Here is a 14,501-nt window from a genome sequence, read left to right on the forward strand (position 1 = left end):
AACAGCAAGTGAGGGGAAAAATGGGCATTATTTTTGACAAACCCTTGATTGGCGTAACGATGTGCCAGATCGATAAAGGCGGTCATCCCACGCAAACGGTGCATAACAAATATCTTGATGCCGTGTTGGTCTCGGGCGGTGTCCCGCTTGCCCTGCCCCATCATTTAATGCATGCCCCTCATCTATTAGAAAACGCTATGACGATTTTGGATGGCGTATTGCTCACCGGTAGCCCCAGCAATATCGAACCCTGGCAATATGGTGAAGAAGGCAAAGAGTTGCATAGCGATCCTGGCCGCGATCGGCTGGCTTTTAGTTTGATTACGCATGCCATGGGTAAAAAGATGCCGCTGTTCGGCATTTGTCGCGGTATGCAAGAACTTGTGGTTGCCAATGGTGGCGCGCTGTATCGCCAGATCAGCCAGCATCGCCAGTTTCAGCGTCATCATGAAGATGATTCTCAGCCGCTTGATCAGCAATATGCGTCAGCGCATACCGTCACGGTTGAGCCAGATGGCTTGCTCAGCAACCTGCTCGACAGCACCACGCTGACAGTAAACTCACTGCATCAACAAGGGATCCGCGAGCTGGGTCCACAATTACGCATCGAAGCGCGCGCGCCCGACGGGCTGATTGAAGCGGTCAGCCTGCAGCATCATCCCTTTGCCTTGGCGGTGCAGTGGCACCCTGAATGGCAAGCGGAAAGCTCGGCAACGTCACGTCAGTTGTTCGATGGATTTATTCAGGCCGCAATCCGTTACCACAAGGAAAAGAGAACATGAATGATGCCACTCTGGCCCCCGGAAGGCGTTTATCGCAAATCCGGCAAGAGTTGGGATTGTCTCAGCGCCGCGTCGCTGAACTTGCAGGTTTAACACACAGCGCAATTAGCACCATAGAGCAGGATAAAGTCAGCCCGGCGGTAAGCACCTTACAGAAATTATTAAAAGTATATGGCTTATCGCTGTCGGAGTTCTTCTCTGAAGCCAAAGCGGATTCAACGCCAAAAATCATCGTTCGCCCGGACGATTTACTGGAGATCGGTAGCCAGGGCGTGTCGCTCAAGCTCATTCATAACGGGCAGAGCCGCCGCACACTGGGCATGCTGCTGGAAACCTATCAGCCCGGCGCCAGCACGGGAGAGAAATTGCGTCATCCCGGCGAAGAGACCGGCACGCTGCTGGAAGGTGAAATCACCTTAGTGGTGAACGGGCAAAGTTTTCATTTATATGCGGGTGAAAGTTACGTTATCGACACCGGTTTGCCGCACAGCTTTACCAACACCACCGATCACATATGTCGCATTATCAGTGCCCATACGCCCGCCAATTTTTAATGAAAATTGCGTTTTGAGGAGGTTGTGATGAATTACGTGGAGAGTTATTACGCTGCAACAGCCAATCCTCATGAACCGTGGCCGCTATTGCAAGAGAGTATTCAATGTGACGTTTGCATTATTGGCGGCGGTTTTACCGGTTTATCCGCTGCCCTCTACCTGACCGAAGCGGGTTATGACGTGGTAGTGCTGGAGGCGGCCCGCGTCGGATATGGCGCCAGCGGTCGCAACGGCGGCCAGGTGGTGAACTCTTACAGCCGTGACGTCGATGTGATTGAACAGCGTTACGGGAAAGAGAGCGCGCGCATGCTCGGCAGCATGATGTTTGAAGGTGCCGAGATCATCCGTGATCGTATTGATCGTTATGCGATCGCCTGTGATTATCGCCCCGGCGGCATTTTTGCGGCATTAAATGCGCGTCAAATGGGCCACCTGCGCAATCAGAAAAAGTTGTGGGCGCAATATGGTAATCACGATCTTGAACTTTTAGATGAACGCGGCATTCGCCGGGAAGTCGCGACCGAGCGCTATATTGGTGGCCTGCTGGATAAGCGTGGCGGACATTTACATCCGCTCAATTTGGCGCTAGGCGAAGCAGAAGCGATTCGCCGCCACGGCGGCCGCATCTATGAGCAATCTGCCGCGTTGAACGTGGTTTATGGCTCGCCGAATCGAGTGAAAACAGCGCAGGGAGAAGTCACAGCAAAATTTGTGATTTTTGCCGGTAACGCTTACATGCCGACCAAAGTCGAACCACGCCTTAGCAGCAAAAGCATGCCGTGCGGCTCACAAATTGTCGCAACCGAGCCGTTGAGTCGCGATCAGGCGCTGTCGCTGCTGCCCAACAATTACTGCGTGGAAGATTGTAACTACCTGCTGGATTACTTCCGCCTTACCGCCGATAACCGCCTGTTATACGGCGGCGGCGTGGTTTACGGTGCGCGCGATCCACAAGATATTGAAGCACTTATTCGCCCAAAACTTCATCGTACCTTTCCTCAGTTGCAGAATGTGAAACTGGCGTTTGGCTGGAGCGGGAATTTCCTGTTGACCTTGTCGCGCATGCCGCAGTTTGGCCGCCTGGAGAATAACGTCTATTTTATGCAGGGCGACAGTGGACACGGCGTCACCTGCACACATCTCTCTGGCAAGTTAATCAGCGAAGTCCTGCGCGGCGATGCAGAGCGCTTTGATGCCTTTGCCAATTTACCTCACCTACCCTTCCCCGGCGGACGACGATTCAAAGTACCGTTAACCGCGATGGGCGCGGTGTGGTATGCGATACGGGATCGATTAGGGGTGTAAGGGTTTATATTGCAGAATTGTGCTCGCTTTCTTCCATCTAACATTCCCCTACAAGGGGGGAAGGTTTCTCGGGCTCATCTACCCATTATGTTCTCCTGTCCGTTATAAATAAGACGCTATTAAGAACTTTTGTGTTTATGAGGCGAAGCAGCACGAAACTTATATCACTCCAAAGGCATTTTAACCGGATCATCATAAATATATTCAAAACCCAGCTCGCTACAGATGCGCGTGCCATCGATGAGTTTGCCGCTGTCTTGACCTTCAGTCGGCAAGAACTGGGGTGGCTCAAGTCCTAGCTGCTTTGAAACGCTGGGGTAAAATTCTGCGCGGGTAGGATGTTTTGGCGCGGAAAGGTTAAACACTCGGCCACCTTTTGGGGTTTGCAACAGCAGCATAATGGCCTCTACTACATCGTCCAGATGGACCAAATTCACGCCTTGTGAACCATTTGGGACATCTTTTTTACCGGCCAGGAAGCGGCCAGGATGGCGTTTAGGTCCAACTAGTCCTGACAGCCGTAAGATATCTACGCTGGTGCCCGGCAAGTTATGCAGCCAGTTTTCCAATTCCACCAGCGTTTTTCCTGCCACCGTTTCTGGCTGAAGTGGGCTGTTTTCGCGCATCACGCCGGAAGCATTGCCATAGACCGATGTAGAGCTAGTGAAGATAATGCGTGGGACGTTATACACCAGTGCGCTGTCCACCACGTTTTGTACCGCTTGCAGATATTTCTCGCCACCTTCGGCCGTTCGGCTGGCGGGCAAAGTCACCACCAGCGCATCCACATTTAACAGCGGCTCAAGATCTTCAGCCTCACAGATCATTTCTGGCGTGAGCTCAAGTTGAAAAGCTTCAATGCCGCAGCGCCGTGCCGCGTCGATGCCATCCGGTGTGGTTTTGCTGCCAGTCACTTGCCAGCCGCGTGCCGTTAACGCCATCGCCAGCGGCATGCCTAGCCATCCCAAACCTATTATTGCGACCTTCTTCATATCTGACTCCTGGCTTTGCGCATCAAGATGTTATTCATACTAGTGCTGAGGCGCATTGCAAACCAGCTCAAAAGAGTTTCGGTGCTTTCTGAAATGAATCTGTTGGTAACGTTAAAAAAGGGTTGCCAATCGAGTTCATCCTGGTTAGGTTAATTAGCACATAAATGAATACTCATTCATCAACGGAATTTATATGACACGCGTTCAGTTTAACCACCATCATCACCATCATCCTGACTAGTCTTTCAGGCGATGTGTGCTGGGAGACTGTTAAGATCTTCCAGTGGTGTGAACGCAAGAGAACCCCCGGAAGATCGTCTTCCGGGGGTTTTTTTATGGGCTGACGCAACCGAAACATTCAGGACAGGATTAAGAGGACAGGAACCATGTTAGATAACACCCGTTTACGCATAGCTATGCAGAAATCTGGCCGTTTGAGTGATGATTCACGCGAACTGCTGGCGCGCTGTGGCATTAAAATCAACCTTCAGCAGCAGCGCCTGATTGCGTTTGCGGAGAACATGCCTATCGACATTCTGCGCGTGCGCGATGACGATATTCCTGGCCTGGTGATGGATGGCGTGGTCGACCTCGGTATTATTGGCGAAAACGTGCTGGAAGAAGAACTGCTGACCCGCCGCGCACAAGGCGAAGATCCACGCTACTTTACACTGCGTCGCCTGGATTTTGGCGGTTGTCGCCTGTCACTGGCGATGTCGGTAGATGATGAATATACCGGCCCGCAATGCTTGCACAACTCGCGTATCGCCACCTCTTATCCTCACCTGCTAAAAAAATACCTCGATCAAAAAAATGTGAGTTTTAAGACCTGCATGCTGAATGGTTCCGTTGAAGTTGCGCCTCGCGCTGGCCTGGCAGACGCCATTTGTGATTTGGTTTCAACCGGTGCCACGTTAGAAGCCAACGGCCTGCGTGAAGTTGAAGTGATCTATCGTTCGAAAGCCGTCCTGATTCAGCGTGACGGCGAGATGCCAGGTGCGAAACAGGAACTGATCGACAAGCTGATGACGCGTATTCAGGGCGTCATTAAAGCGCGTGAGTCGAAATACATCATGATGCACGCACCCAGCGATCGTCTGGAAGAAGTGATCAAGCTGCTGCCTGGTGCCGAGCGTCCTACCGTTCTGCCCTTAGCCGGCGATCAATCTCGCGTGGCGATGCACATGGTCAGCAGCGAAACCCTGTTCTGGGAAACCATGGAAAAATTGAAGGCGTTGGGTGCCAGCTCAATTTTAGTGCTGCCGATTGAGAAGATGATGGAGTAAGCCATGGCCTTTGCAACCCCAATCAACTGGCAGCAATGTAGCGAGGAACAGCAGCAGGCGCTGCTGATGCGTCCGGCAATCGCCGCCTCAGAAAGCATCACTCAAACCGTTCGCGACGTGCTTGATCAGGTTAAAACCAACGGTGATGAAGCGTTGCGCACTTTTAGCGCGCGCTTCGATAAGGCGCAGGTTGAAAACTTGCGCGTCACGCCGCAGCAAATTGAAGAGGCCAGCGCCAGATTAAGCGACACGCTGAAACAGGCGATGGCTGTTGCGGTGAACAATATTGAAACCTTTCACAATGCGCAGATCCTCGCGCCAGTCGATATTGAAACGCAGCCCGGCGTGCGCTGCCAGCAAATTACGCGTCCGGTAAAATCGGTTGGTTTGTATATTCCCGGTGGTTCCGCGCCGTTGTTCTCCACCGTGCTGATGTTAGCAACGCCAGCGCGTATTGCGGGTTGTGGCCGTGTGGTGCTTTGCTCTCCACCGCCAATTGCTGATGAGATCCTCTATGCTGCGAAGCTGTGTGGCGTAGAAGAAGTGTTCCAGGTTGGCGGTTCACAAGCCATCGCTGCCCTCGCCTTTGGCACTGAAACCGTGCCGCGCGTCGACAAAATTTTTGGGCCCGGCAACGCTTACGTTACCGAAGCCAAACGTCAGGTGAGCCAGCGTTTAGATGGCGCGGCAATTGATATGCCTGCCGGCCCATCGGAAGTGCTGGTGATTGCTGATGAAGGCGCAACGCCAGCGTTTGTCGCCTCTGATCTGTTGTCACAAGCGGAACACGGACCCGATTCACAGGTCATCTTGTTGACGCCTTCTTTAGCCCTGGCTGAAGGTGTCGCCGAGGCAGTAGAACAACAACTGGCGCAACTGCCGCGTGCGGCGACTGCTCGCCAGGCATTGGAAAGCAGCCGTTTGATTGTGGCGCGTGATATCGCGCAATGCGTGGAAATCTCCAATGCCTATGGCCCTGAGCATTTGATCATTCAAACGCGCCAGCCGCGTGAACTTGTGGATTCCATTACCAGTGCAGGTTCGGTTTTCCTCGGTGACTGGTCGCCAGAATCTGCAGGTGATTACGCTTCAGGCACTAATCACGTTTTGCCAACCTATGGTTATACCGCAACCTGTTCCAGCCTGGGACTGGCGGATTTTCAGAAACGTATGACGGTACAAGAGCTGACGCCACAAGGTTTCATGAACCTTGCCGCTACCATCGAAACCCTGGCCGCTGCTGAACAGTTAGATGCCCATAAAAATGCCGTTACCCTGCGCGTTGCCGCACTGAAGGAGCAAGCATGAGCCTGAATATTGAAGATTTGGCGCGCGAAAACGTGCGTGCTTTGACGCCCTATCAGTCGGCGCGTCGCTTGGGTGGTCAGGGTGATGTGTGGCTCAACGCCAACGAGTTTCCGCTTCCGGTGCCGTTTGAGCTTTCGCAGCAGACGCTGAATCGTTATCCAGAATGCCAGCCAAAATTAGTGATTGAACGCTACGCAGCCTATGCCGGATTGCAGCCTGAAAACGTGTTGGCAAGCCGTGGTGCAGATGAAGGCATTGAACTGCTGATGCGCGCCTTTTGCGAACCCGGCAAAGACGCAATTCTGTTTTGTCCCCCCACCTATGGCATGTACAGCGTCAGCGCCGAAACCATCGGCATTGAGTATCGCACCGTTCCGGCGCTTGATAACTGGCAACTGAATTTACCCGCGATTGCCGACAAGTTGGAAGGCGTGAAGATTGTCTATCTTTGTAGTCCGAACAATCCTACCGGCAACCTGATCAACCCGGATGATATTCGCCAGCTGCTGGATATGACCGCCGGTAAAGCGCTATTGGTAGCAGATGAAGCCTATATTGAGTTCTGCCCGGAAGCGACGCTGACCAGTTGGCTGAAAGATTATCCACATTTAGTTGTGCTGCGCACTCTGTCGAAAGCCTTTGCGCTAGCGGGTTTACGCTGCGGCTTTACGCTGGCAAACAAGCCGGTTATCGATCTGCTGTTGAAAGTGATTGCGCCCTATCCACTGGCCACGCCGGTGGCAGATGTAGCGGCTCAGGCATTGAGCGAGCAAGGCATTACATTGATGCGCGAACACGTTGCCCAGTTAAACGACAACCGCAGCTGGCTGCTAACGCAGCTCGCTCAGTGCGCCTGCGTCGAGCAAACTTTTGCCAGTGACACCAACTACGTGCTGGCGCGCTTCACTGATTCGCCAACGGTATTCAAAACGCTGTGGGATCAGGGCATTATCTTGCGTGACCAAAACAAAAATCCGGGCCTGTCGGGATGCCTGCGCATTTCCATCGGCACGCGTGAAGAGTGCGAGCGAGTGATCGCCGCGCTGCAAGCCTTATCTGTGGAGCAAGCATGAGCCAGAAGACCCTTTTTATTGACCGCGACGGCACCATTATTTCTGAACCGCCTGCCGATTTTCAGGTGGATCGCATGGACAAGTTGGCATTTGAACCCAACGTGATCCCTACTTTGCTGGCGCTGCAAACCGCCGGTTATCGTCTGGTGATGATCACCAATCAGGATGGTTTAGGCACGTCGAGTTTCCCGCAGGCGGATTTCGATGGCCCTCACAACCTGATGATGCAAATCCTGACATCGCAAGGCATTCAATTTGATGATGTGCTGATCTGCCCGCACATGCCGGATGACAACTGCGATTGCCGCAAGCCAAAAACCAAAATGGTTGATGCGTGGCTGGCTGAAGGCGCCATTGATGTAGCCAACAGCTATGTGATTGGCGATCGCCTGACTGATGTTCAGCTCGCGGAGAACATGGGTATTGAGGCAATCCGCTATGGCGCCGAAGGTGAAGACTGGCGCGCCATTGAGCAGCGTTTGACTAAGCGTGACCGCTACGCGTTGGTGAACCGCAACACCAAAGAAACCCAAGTCAAAGTAGAAGTCTGGTTAGACCGCGAAGGCAGCAGCAAGATCAACACTGGCGTCGGTTTTTTCGATCACATGTTGGATCAGATTGCGGTGCATGGTGGCTTCCGCATGAATATCGAAGTCAAAGGCGACCTCTACATTGACGATCATCACACCGTTGAAGATACCGGCCTGGCGCTGGGCGAAGCGCTGTTAAAAGCGTTGGGCGACAAGCGTGGCATTGGCCGTTTCGGCTTTGTTTTGCCGATGGATGAATGCCTGGCGCGCTGTGCATTAGACATCTCTGGCCGCCCACACATTGAGTTCAAAGCTGAATTCAATTATCAACGCGTTGGCGATCTCAGCACCGAAATGGTTGAGCACTTCTTCAGCTCGCTTTCTTACAGCATGATGAGCACGCTGCACCTGAAAACCAAAGGTAAAAACGATCATCATCGCGTTGAAAGTCTGTTTAAAGCCTTTGGCCGCACGCTGCGCCAGGCGATTCGCGTGGATGGCAACACCCTGCCGAGTTCCAAAGGAGTGCTGTGATGAATGTGGTGATCCTTGATACCGGCTGCGCCAACCTTTCTTCGGTGAAATGGGCGGTTGAACGCCTGGGTTATACGCCGATTGTTAGCCGCGATTCTGACGTGGTACTGCGTGCCGACAAGCTGTTTTTACCGGGCGTTGGCACCGCCAAAGCGGCAATGGGGCAGCTTGAAGAGCGTGACCTTATCGAGCTAATCAAAGCCTGTACTCAACCGGTGCTGGGCATTTGTCTCGGCATGCAGTTGCTGGGGCGCGGCAGTGATGAGAACGGCGGTGTTCCAACGCTGGGCATTGTTGACGAACCGGTTTCGCTGATGGATACGCAAGGTTTGCCGCTGCCGCACATGGGCTGGAACCAGATCACCGCGCAAGCGGGTAATCATCTGTTCCGTGGCATTGACGAAGGCAGCTACTTCTACTTTGTCCATAGCTATGCCATGCCGGTTAACGCCAGCACCATCGCGCAATGCCATTACGGTTTACCGTTCACGGCGGCGCTGCAAAAAGATAACTTCTTCGGCGTGCAGTTCCACCCAGAACGCTCTGGCAAAGCGGGCGCGCAGTTGCTGAAAAACTTCCTGGAGATGTGATGATTATCCCCGCGTTAGATTTAATTGACGGCAAAGTGGTTCGCCTGCATCAGGGTGATTATGGTCAGCAGCGTGATTACGGCAGCGATCCGCTCCCGCGTTTGCAGGAATACGCCAGCCAGGGCGCAGCGGTGCTGCATTTAGTGGATTTAACCGGTGCAAAAGATCCGGCAAAGCGCCAGATTCCCCTGCTGAAAACCTTGTTGAATGGCGTTGATGCCATCGTGCAGGTCGGTGGTGGTATTCGCACCCGCGAAGATGTCAAAGCCCTGCTGGATGCGGGTGCAAGCCGTGTGGTAGTCGGTTCCACGGCGGTGAAAGAGCCAGCAGAAGTGAAGCAGTGGTTTAAAGAGTTTGGCGCTGAGGCCATTGTGTTGGCATTAGACGTGCGCATTGACGCGAATAATCGCAAAGAAGTGGCGATCAGCGGATGGCAAGAAGCCGCTGGCGTGACGCTGGAAGACGTCATTGAGCAATTCCAGCCCGTTGGCCTGAAGCATGTATTGTGTACCGATATTTCGCGTGACGGCACGCTAACTGGCTCCAACGTGGCGCTGTATCAGGAAGTGACTGCGCGCTATCCAGAGATTGCATTTCAATCATCTGGCGGCATCGGCGAACTGAGCGACATCGCCGCGCTCCGCAGCAGCGGTGTGCAGGGCGTGATCGTTGGACGCGCATTGTTGGAAGGCAAATTCACAGTTTCGGAGGCAATCTCATGCTGGCAAAACGGATAATTCCTTGTCTCGATGTACGTGACGGTCAGGTCGTCAAAGGCGTTCAGTTCCGTAATCACGAAATCATTGGTGATATCGTGCCGCTGGCGCAGCGTTACGCTGAAGAAGGCGCAGACGAACTGGTGTTTTACGATATTACAGCATCATCCGATGGTCGTGTGGTGGATAAAAGCTGGGTATCACGCGTTGCTGAAGTGATCGATATTCCGTTCTGCGTGGCGGGCGGTATCAAATCTGCCGAAGATGCGGCGCGCATTCTGGAGTTCGGCGCTGACAAGATTTCCATTAACTCGCCCGCGCTGGCCGATCCTTCCTTAATCACCCGCCTTGCTGACCGCTTTGGTGTGCAGTGTATTGTAGTGGGCATTGATACCTGGTTTGATGAAAGCACCGGTAAATATCACGTCAATCAATATACCGGCGACGAATCCCGCACCCGTGTTACCACATGGGAAACGCTGGATTGGGTGCAGGAAGTGCAGAAACTCGGCGCGGGCGAAATCGTGTTAAACATGATGAACCAGGATGGCGTGCGTAACGGCTATGATCTGGTGCAGCTGAAAAAAGTGCGTGAAGTTTGTAAAGTACCAATGATCGCTTCTGGCGGCGCGGGCACTATGCAGCATTTCCTTGAGGCCTTTGAACAGGCCAACGTCGATGGCGCACTGGCCGCGTCGGTGTTTCACAAACAGATTATCAATATTGGTGAGCTAAAAAGCTTTCTGATCGACAACGGTGTGGAGATTCGCGCGTGTTAACTGTTCAACAACTGGCCCAACTTGATTGGGACAAAACGCAAGGCATGATGCCGGTAATCGTACAGCACAGCGTATCAGGCGAAGTGCTGATGCACGGTTATATGAATAAAGAAGCGCTGGCAAAAACGCTGCAAGAAGGCAACGTCACCTTTTTCTCGCGCACCAAAAATCGCTTGTGGACCAAAGGCGAAACCTCAGGCAACTTCCTGAAAACCGTGAGTATCACACCTGACTGCGATAACGATACGCTGCTAGTCTTGGCGAATCCTATTGGCCCAACCTGCCATCTCGGCACGTCAAGCTGCTTTTCACCCGCTGCGCCAGACTGGACTTTCTTGTATCAGCTGGAGCAGCTGCTGGCTTCACGTAAAAATGGTGATCCAGAAAGCTCCTACACCGCAAAACTCTATGCCAGCGGCACCAAACGCATCGCGCAAAAAGTGGGTGAAGAAGGCGTTGAAACCGCGCTGGCGGCCACCGTCAACGATCGCCATGAGCTGACCAACGAAGCGTCGGATTTGATTTATCACCTGCTGGTGTTATTGCAGGATCAGGATCTGGACTTCAGCACCGTCATCGCAAACCTGCGATCTCGTCATAAGTAAATTGTGCAATATGCTGCTCAAAATTGTGGACATATGATAATTTTGAGCAGTATTTTCCTCAAAAAAACCTCAAAACGCTAATATTGAGCAATATACTGCTCAACAGAGGCGCGGCATGTTAACCCTGCAATTGTTTGTCGGTAATCAATGGCACGATATTGCGTTTCTGGACGTCAAAGAGCCACGCAAAGGCCGTGAAAGCGCCGCCGCCCTCGCCTTCTAATTCAACTATGCCATTGACCCTATAGATCGTAACAAATATGCAAGCTACAACCTGGAATATGCGCAGCAAATGGGTGCTCAATTTTGAATTTGCCGGCTATTGGTTTTGATTATTTAGACCAACGAATCGAAGGATGGCGACTATGAAGAAAACAATATCGCCTTTTCAGCGTGAAGCCATGTTGCTTGAACTGCTTCAGCAGCTTATTGGGGATAAGCTGCCGCAAGGCGAGTTATTAATGCAACTACATAAAAAGGTGTTGGGATTCTCGCAAGAGCGCTATGCCGCACTGGTGGGCATCAACCGTCGAACGTTATCTGATATTGAGCAGGATAAAGAGAACACCACGCTAAGCACCTTAAATCGAGTATTTAAACCTTTAGGGCTTAAGTTAGGCGTATTACCTCGCCAACCGCATATGCTGAAAACATTATTAATCCAGCTTGCTGATCATGGAGAGTCCAATGACCACACATGAAAAACTGATCGCCCTGCTTAATCAGCATCAAGCGCGTTATCGGCTGATGAACCATGAAGCCACCGGCAAATGCGAAGCGGTGGCTGCTGTTCGCGGTACTGAAGTGGGACAAGGCGCCAAAGCGCTGGTGTGTCATGTGAAAGGCAACGGCATTAAACAGCATGTGCTGGCGGTGTTACCCGCCGATCAACAAGCGGATTTAGCAAAAGTGGCGGATGCTGTTGGCGGACGCCGTGCATCGCTGGCCAGCCCAGCCGAAGTGGATTCGCTGACGGGCTGCGTGTTTGGCGCGATTCCGCCGTTTAGTTTTCATCCGGCATTAAAACTGGTTGTTGATCCGTTGCTGTTTGAACGTTATAGCGAGATTGCCTTCAACGCCGGTTTGCTGGACTACTCGGTAATAATGAATACAGAGGATTACCGTACATTCAGTAATGCTAACGTAGTGAAAATAATCCAGTAATTGCCATCACCAGAGGTGAAAGGTAATCTTCATTGTTCAACATCACGAATAAAGAAGACCTTATAATGGCAAATTTTTTCACTAAAACACGTCTGCGTCAGACGCTGGTTATGGCGATGATGGCAGGCTGTGCATTCGGCGCGCAGGCAAAAATTGAACAGGTACGCTTCGCTGTCGATCCCACCTATCCTCCTTTTGAATCAAAAACGCCACAGGGCAAACTGGTTGGTTTTGATATCGACTTGGGTAATGCTTTGTGTGAGCAAATGCAGGCTAAATGCGTCTGGGTAGAAAGCCAGTTCGACGGCATGATCCCTGCGCTTAAGGCGCGTAAATTTGATGCCATCCTTTCAGACATGGGCATCACCGAAGAACGAATGAAGCAAATTGACTTTACCGTGCCGCTGTATGACACCCACACCCAGCTGATTGCCCGCAAAGGCTCGGGTATTTTGCCCACGGCTGAAGCGCTGAAAGGCAAAACGGTTGGCGTTGAGCAAGGTACCGTGCAGGAGCGTTATGCGCTGGCAAAATGGCAGCCGCACGGCGTGACCGTGGTTCCGTATGGCGATCAGGCGCAGGTGGAAAGCGATTTGATTTCAGGTCGATTGGATGCGGTCTTCACCGATGCCGCTCAGGCCGCTATTGGCTTTCTGAAGCATCCACAAGGTAAAGATTTCGAGCTGGCTGGCCCAATTGTGCAAGATCCGATTATTGGTCCTGGTACAGCAATCGGCTTACGTAAAGGCGATGCCGAGCTGAAAACCGCGCTTGATAACGCCTTCGCGGAAATCAAGAAAAACGGCACCTTCGATAAGATTCAGAAATCCTATTTCGCGACTGATATCTCAATTCAGCAGTGATATCACAGGCGGCATTTGTGCCGCCTGTTGTTATTCAGCACTATACTTTTCTTTTTATGCTCATTTAGAGGGCGTTACATTTCTCGCCCGCAGCCGATTACAGGACCGATATGCATCAACAACATCATCCTCTGCTAAGCGCATCGTTAGGCACTCAACGCGAAATTATTAGTTTCCACTTCGGCGAAGACAATAAACGACAGGTCTATATTCAGGCGGCTTTACACGGCGATGAACTGCCCGGCATGGCGGTTGCGTGGTTTTTAAAGAAGCGTTTACAAGCTCTGGAATGTGCTGGCCAGTTAAAAGCAGCCTTTACGCTGGTACCCGTCGCGAACCCTTTGGCGTTAAGCCAGCATTGGCATGGCACACATTTGGGCCGATTCCATACACTTTCTGGTCAGGACTTTAATCGCAAGTTTCCGTCTTTAGGTGAGGCGCTAGCGGAGAAGCTTTCAGGTTCGTTTACGCAAAGTGAGTATGATAATAAAAGACTGATTCGTAACGCCATCGACCTTCACTACCGCGACACCATTCCTAAAACCGAACTGGATGCGCAGCGCTTTACCTTGATGCGTATGGCAAGCCAGGCCGATTTAATGATTGATCTGCATTGTGACTGGGAAGCCGTGCCGCATTTATACACCACGCCACATGCCTGGCCAGATATTGAGCCGCTGGCGCGTTGGCTGGGCAGCGAAGTCCAGTTGCTGGCACAGATTTCGGGTGGTGAACCCTTTGATGAAGCTTGTTGCGAGCCTTGGTTAACACTGGCAGACATTTTCGGCAAAGAATACCCGATGCCGCGTGGCTTGTTACCGGTGACGCTGGAGTTGCGTGGTGTGCGTGATGTCTGTCCGGAGCAGGCTGAGAAAGATGCGGATGCGATTATTTCTGCTTTGCAAGAAGGTGGCTATATTGGCGGTAGCGAACCTACGGTATCCGTTGAAGTCGCCGCGCCTGTCATTGGTGGCGACGAATTAGTGTCGGTGAGCTCTGGCGGCGAAGATGTGAGTGTTAACGCTGAAAATGGTGTTGGTTTAAGCGCACCGAATATGATTGAAGCGGCCGATGAGTCGAGCGTGATCAAAGAGCGCTATAGCGAAGGTACTGCTACCGCTTCCCCTGCCCTGAAAAATCCGCCTACGCCGTTGTCGGGTTGCGAGTATATCCATTCACCCGTATCGGGATTAATCCTGCATCGTAAACCATTAGGCGCGCATATCCGATCGGGTGAAGTCGTCGCGGAGATTATCGATCCGGTGACTGATCAAGTAACGCCGCTTGTGGCTGAGTTTGGCGGAATTTTGTATGCACGACATTGGGTACGCTTTGCTACGGCGGGGATGCTAGTAGTGAGGTTGGCGGGCGAGAATGAGGTTAGAAGCGGTGAGTTGTTGGTGGGGTGATATATAGTTCA

At 52.2% G+C, this 14,501-nt stretch carries 17 protein-coding genes and 1 other annotated feature; of the genes, 16 read left to right on the forward strand and 1 reads right to left on the reverse strand.

What is annotated here, in order from left to right; genetic code table 11:
- The first annotated feature begins 20 nt into the window (after positions 1–20).
- The 3 genes from puuD to ACF2G4_RS07700 are packed head-to-tail and all read left to right on the forward strand — an operon-like array spanning position 21 to position 2,641.
- A complete protein-coding gene (gene puuD / locus ACF2G4_RS07690; protein ID WP_409075807.1) occupies positions 21–782 on the forward strand; it encodes a gamma-glutamyl-gamma-aminobutyrate hydrolase in 762 nt (253 codons plus the stop codon).
- Complete coding sequence (gene puuR / locus ACF2G4_RS07695; protein WP_215846329.1) at positions 779–1,336, forward strand: HTH-type transcriptional regulator PuuR; 558 nt, start codon at positions 779–781, stop codon at positions 1,334–1,336. The genes puuD and puuR overlap by 4 nt, the downstream gene beginning before the upstream one ends.
- Before the next feature lie 27 nt (positions 1,337–1,363).
- Entirely contained in the window at positions 1,364–2,641 is a 1,278-nt protein-coding gene (locus ACF2G4_RS07700; RefSeq protein ID WP_409075808.1) for an NAD(P)/FAD-dependent oxidoreductase, read from the forward strand.
- A gap of 164 nt (positions 2,642–2,805) precedes the next feature.
- Here ACF2G4_RS07700 and ACF2G4_RS07705 read toward each other — a convergent pair whose 3' ends face one another.
- A complete protein-coding gene (locus ACF2G4_RS07705; RefSeq protein ID WP_215846302.1) occupies positions 2,806–3,633 on the reverse strand; it encodes an SDR family oxidoreductase in 828 nt (275 codons plus the stop codon).
- Positions 3,634–3,826: 193 nt separating this feature from the next.
- On the opposite strand from ACF2G4_RS07705, the gene hisL reads away from it, so the two are divergent.
- From hisL to ACF2G4_RS07770, 13 genes are all read left to right on the forward strand, one after another.
- Positions 3,827–3,874, forward strand: a complete 48-nt coding sequence (gene hisL / locus ACF2G4_RS07710) for a his operon leader peptide (RefSeq protein WP_100396937.1) — start codon at positions 3,827–3,829, stop codon at positions 3,872–3,874.
- Positions 3,850–3,970: a sequence feature (His leader region), on the forward strand. (Overlaps the previous gene by 25 nt.)
- 49 nt (positions 3,971–4,019) lie before the next feature.
- Entirely contained in the window at positions 4,020–4,919 is a 900-nt protein-coding gene (hisG, locus tag ACF2G4_RS07715) for an ATP phosphoribosyltransferase (protein ID WP_215846300.1), read from the forward strand.
- 3 nt (positions 4,920–4,922) lie between these two features.
- Positions 4,923–6,227, forward strand: coding sequence for a histidinol dehydrogenase (gene hisD / locus ACF2G4_RS07720; protein WP_409075809.1), 1,305 nt, complete (start codon positions 4,923–4,925; stop codon positions 6,225–6,227).
- On the forward strand, positions 6,224–7,300 hold the full coding sequence (gene hisC, locus ACF2G4_RS07725) for a histidinol-phosphate transaminase (RefSeq protein WP_409075810.1): 1,077 nt from the start codon (positions 6,224–6,226) through the stop codon (positions 7,298–7,300). The genes hisD and hisC overlap by 4 nt, the downstream gene beginning before the upstream one ends.
- Positions 7,297–8,364: a bifunctional histidinol-phosphatase/imidazoleglycerol-phosphate dehydratase HisB gene (gene hisB, locus ACF2G4_RS07730; RefSeq protein WP_215846295.1), complete on the forward strand. Its 1,068-nt coding sequence runs from the start codon at positions 7,297–7,299 to the stop codon at positions 8,362–8,364. The genes hisC and hisB overlap by 4 nt, the downstream gene beginning before the upstream one ends.
- Complete coding sequence (hisH, locus tag ACF2G4_RS07735; protein WP_215846293.1) at positions 8,364–8,954, forward strand: imidazole glycerol phosphate synthase subunit HisH; 591 nt, start codon at positions 8,364–8,366, stop codon at positions 8,952–8,954. The genes hisB and hisH overlap by 1 nt, the downstream gene beginning before the upstream one ends.
- Positions 8,954–9,691: a 1-(5-phosphoribosyl)-5-[(5-phosphoribosylamino)methylideneamino]imidazole-4-carboxamide isomerase gene (gene hisA / locus ACF2G4_RS07740; RefSeq protein ID WP_332627167.1), complete on the forward strand. Its 738-nt coding sequence runs from the start codon at positions 8,954–8,956 to the stop codon at positions 9,689–9,691. The genes hisH and hisA overlap by 1 nt, the downstream gene beginning before the upstream one ends.
- Positions 9,673–10,449: an imidazole glycerol phosphate synthase subunit HisF gene (gene hisF, locus ACF2G4_RS07745; protein WP_215846291.1), complete on the forward strand. Its 777-nt coding sequence runs from the start codon at positions 9,673–9,675 to the stop codon at positions 10,447–10,449. The genes hisA and hisF overlap by 19 nt, the downstream gene beginning before the upstream one ends.
- Positions 10,443–11,054 carry a bifunctional phosphoribosyl-AMP cyclohydrolase/phosphoribosyl-ATP diphosphatase HisIE gene (gene hisIE / locus ACF2G4_RS07750; RefSeq protein WP_409075811.1) on the forward strand — a complete coding sequence of 204 codons (612 nt, stop codon included), beginning with the start codon at positions 10,443–10,445 and terminating at the stop codon, positions 11,052–11,054. Before hisF ends, hisIE begins: the two co-directional genes overlap by 7 nt.
- 365 nt (positions 11,055–11,419) lie before the next feature.
- Entirely contained in the window at positions 11,420–11,755 is a 336-nt protein-coding gene (locus ACF2G4_RS07755) for a helix-turn-helix domain-containing protein (RefSeq protein WP_409075812.1), read from the forward strand.
- Positions 11,742–12,218: a YbaK/prolyl-tRNA synthetase associated domain-containing protein gene (locus ACF2G4_RS07760; RefSeq protein WP_409075813.1), complete on the forward strand. Its 477-nt coding sequence runs from the start codon at positions 11,742–11,744 to the stop codon at positions 12,216–12,218. Before ACF2G4_RS07755 ends, ACF2G4_RS07760 begins: the two co-directional genes overlap by 14 nt.
- Positions 12,219–12,283: 65 nt before the next feature.
- The gene (locus tag ACF2G4_RS07765) at positions 12,284–13,081 is read left to right on the forward strand and encodes an ABC transporter substrate-binding protein (protein ID WP_243077602.1); all 798 of its coding nucleotides are present in this window, start codon (positions 12,284–12,286) and stop codon (positions 13,079–13,081) included.
- A gap of 110 nt (positions 13,082–13,191) precedes the next feature.
- Positions 13,192–14,490 carry a succinylglutamate desuccinylase/aspartoacylase family protein gene (locus tag ACF2G4_RS07770; RefSeq protein WP_332627171.1) on the forward strand — a complete coding sequence of 433 codons (1,299 nt, stop codon included), beginning with the start codon at positions 13,192–13,194 and terminating at the stop codon, positions 14,488–14,490.
- The last annotated feature ends 11 nt before the right edge of the window (positions 14,491–14,501 follow it).

The sequence above is a fragment of the Pantoea phytostimulans genome, from assembly GCF_046118715.1.
GTDB classification, from domain to species: Bacteria; Pseudomonadota; Gammaproteobacteria; order Enterobacterales; family Enterobacteriaceae; genus Pantoea; species Pantoea phytostimulans.

Coding starts and splice junctions, on each gene's coding strand:
- puuD (WP_409075807.1), top strand. CDS start 21: ATGGGCATTATTTTTGACAAACCCTTGATTGGCGTAACGATGTGCCAG.
- puuR (WP_215846329.1), top strand. CDS start 779: ATGAATGATGCCACTCTGGCCCCCGGAAGGCGTTTATCGCAAATCCGG.
- ACF2G4_RS07700 (WP_409075808.1), top strand. CDS start 1,364: ATGAATTACGTGGAGAGTTATTACGCTGCAACAGCCAATCCTCATGAA.
- ACF2G4_RS07705 (WP_215846302.1), bottom strand. CDS start 3,633: ATGAAGAAGGTCGCAATAATAGGTTTGGGATGGCTAGGCATGCCGCTG.
- hisG (WP_215846300.1), top strand. CDS start 4,020: ATGTTAGATAACACCCGTTTACGCATAGCTATGCAGAAATCTGGCCGT.
- hisD (WP_409075809.1), top strand. CDS start 4,923: ATGGCCTTTGCAACCCCAATCAACTGGCAGCAATGTAGCGAGGAACAG.
- hisC (WP_409075810.1), top strand. CDS start 6,224: ATGAGCCTGAATATTGAAGATTTGGCGCGCGAAAACGTGCGTGCTTTG.
- hisB (WP_215846295.1), top strand. CDS start 7,297: ATGAGCCAGAAGACCCTTTTTATTGACCGCGACGGCACCATTATTTCT.
- hisH (WP_215846293.1), top strand. CDS start 8,364: ATGAATGTGGTGATCCTTGATACCGGCTGCGCCAACCTTTCTTCGGTG.
- hisA (WP_332627167.1), top strand. CDS start 8,954: ATGATTATCCCCGCGTTAGATTTAATTGACGGCAAAGTGGTTCGCCTG.
- hisF (WP_215846291.1), top strand. CDS start 9,673: ATGCTGGCAAAACGGATAATTCCTTGTCTCGATGTACGTGACGGTCAG.
- ACF2G4_RS07755 (WP_409075812.1), top strand. CDS start 11,420: ATGAAGAAAACAATATCGCCTTTTCAGCGTGAAGCCATGTTGCTTGAA.
- ACF2G4_RS07760 (WP_409075813.1), top strand. CDS start 11,742: ATGACCACACATGAAAAACTGATCGCCCTGCTTAATCAGCATCAAGCG.
- ACF2G4_RS07765 (WP_243077602.1), top strand. CDS start 12,284: ATGGCAAATTTTTTCACTAAAACACGTCTGCGTCAGACGCTGGTTATG.
- ACF2G4_RS07770 (WP_332627171.1), top strand. CDS start 13,192: ATGCATCAACAACATCATCCTCTGCTAAGCGCATCGTTAGGCACTCAA.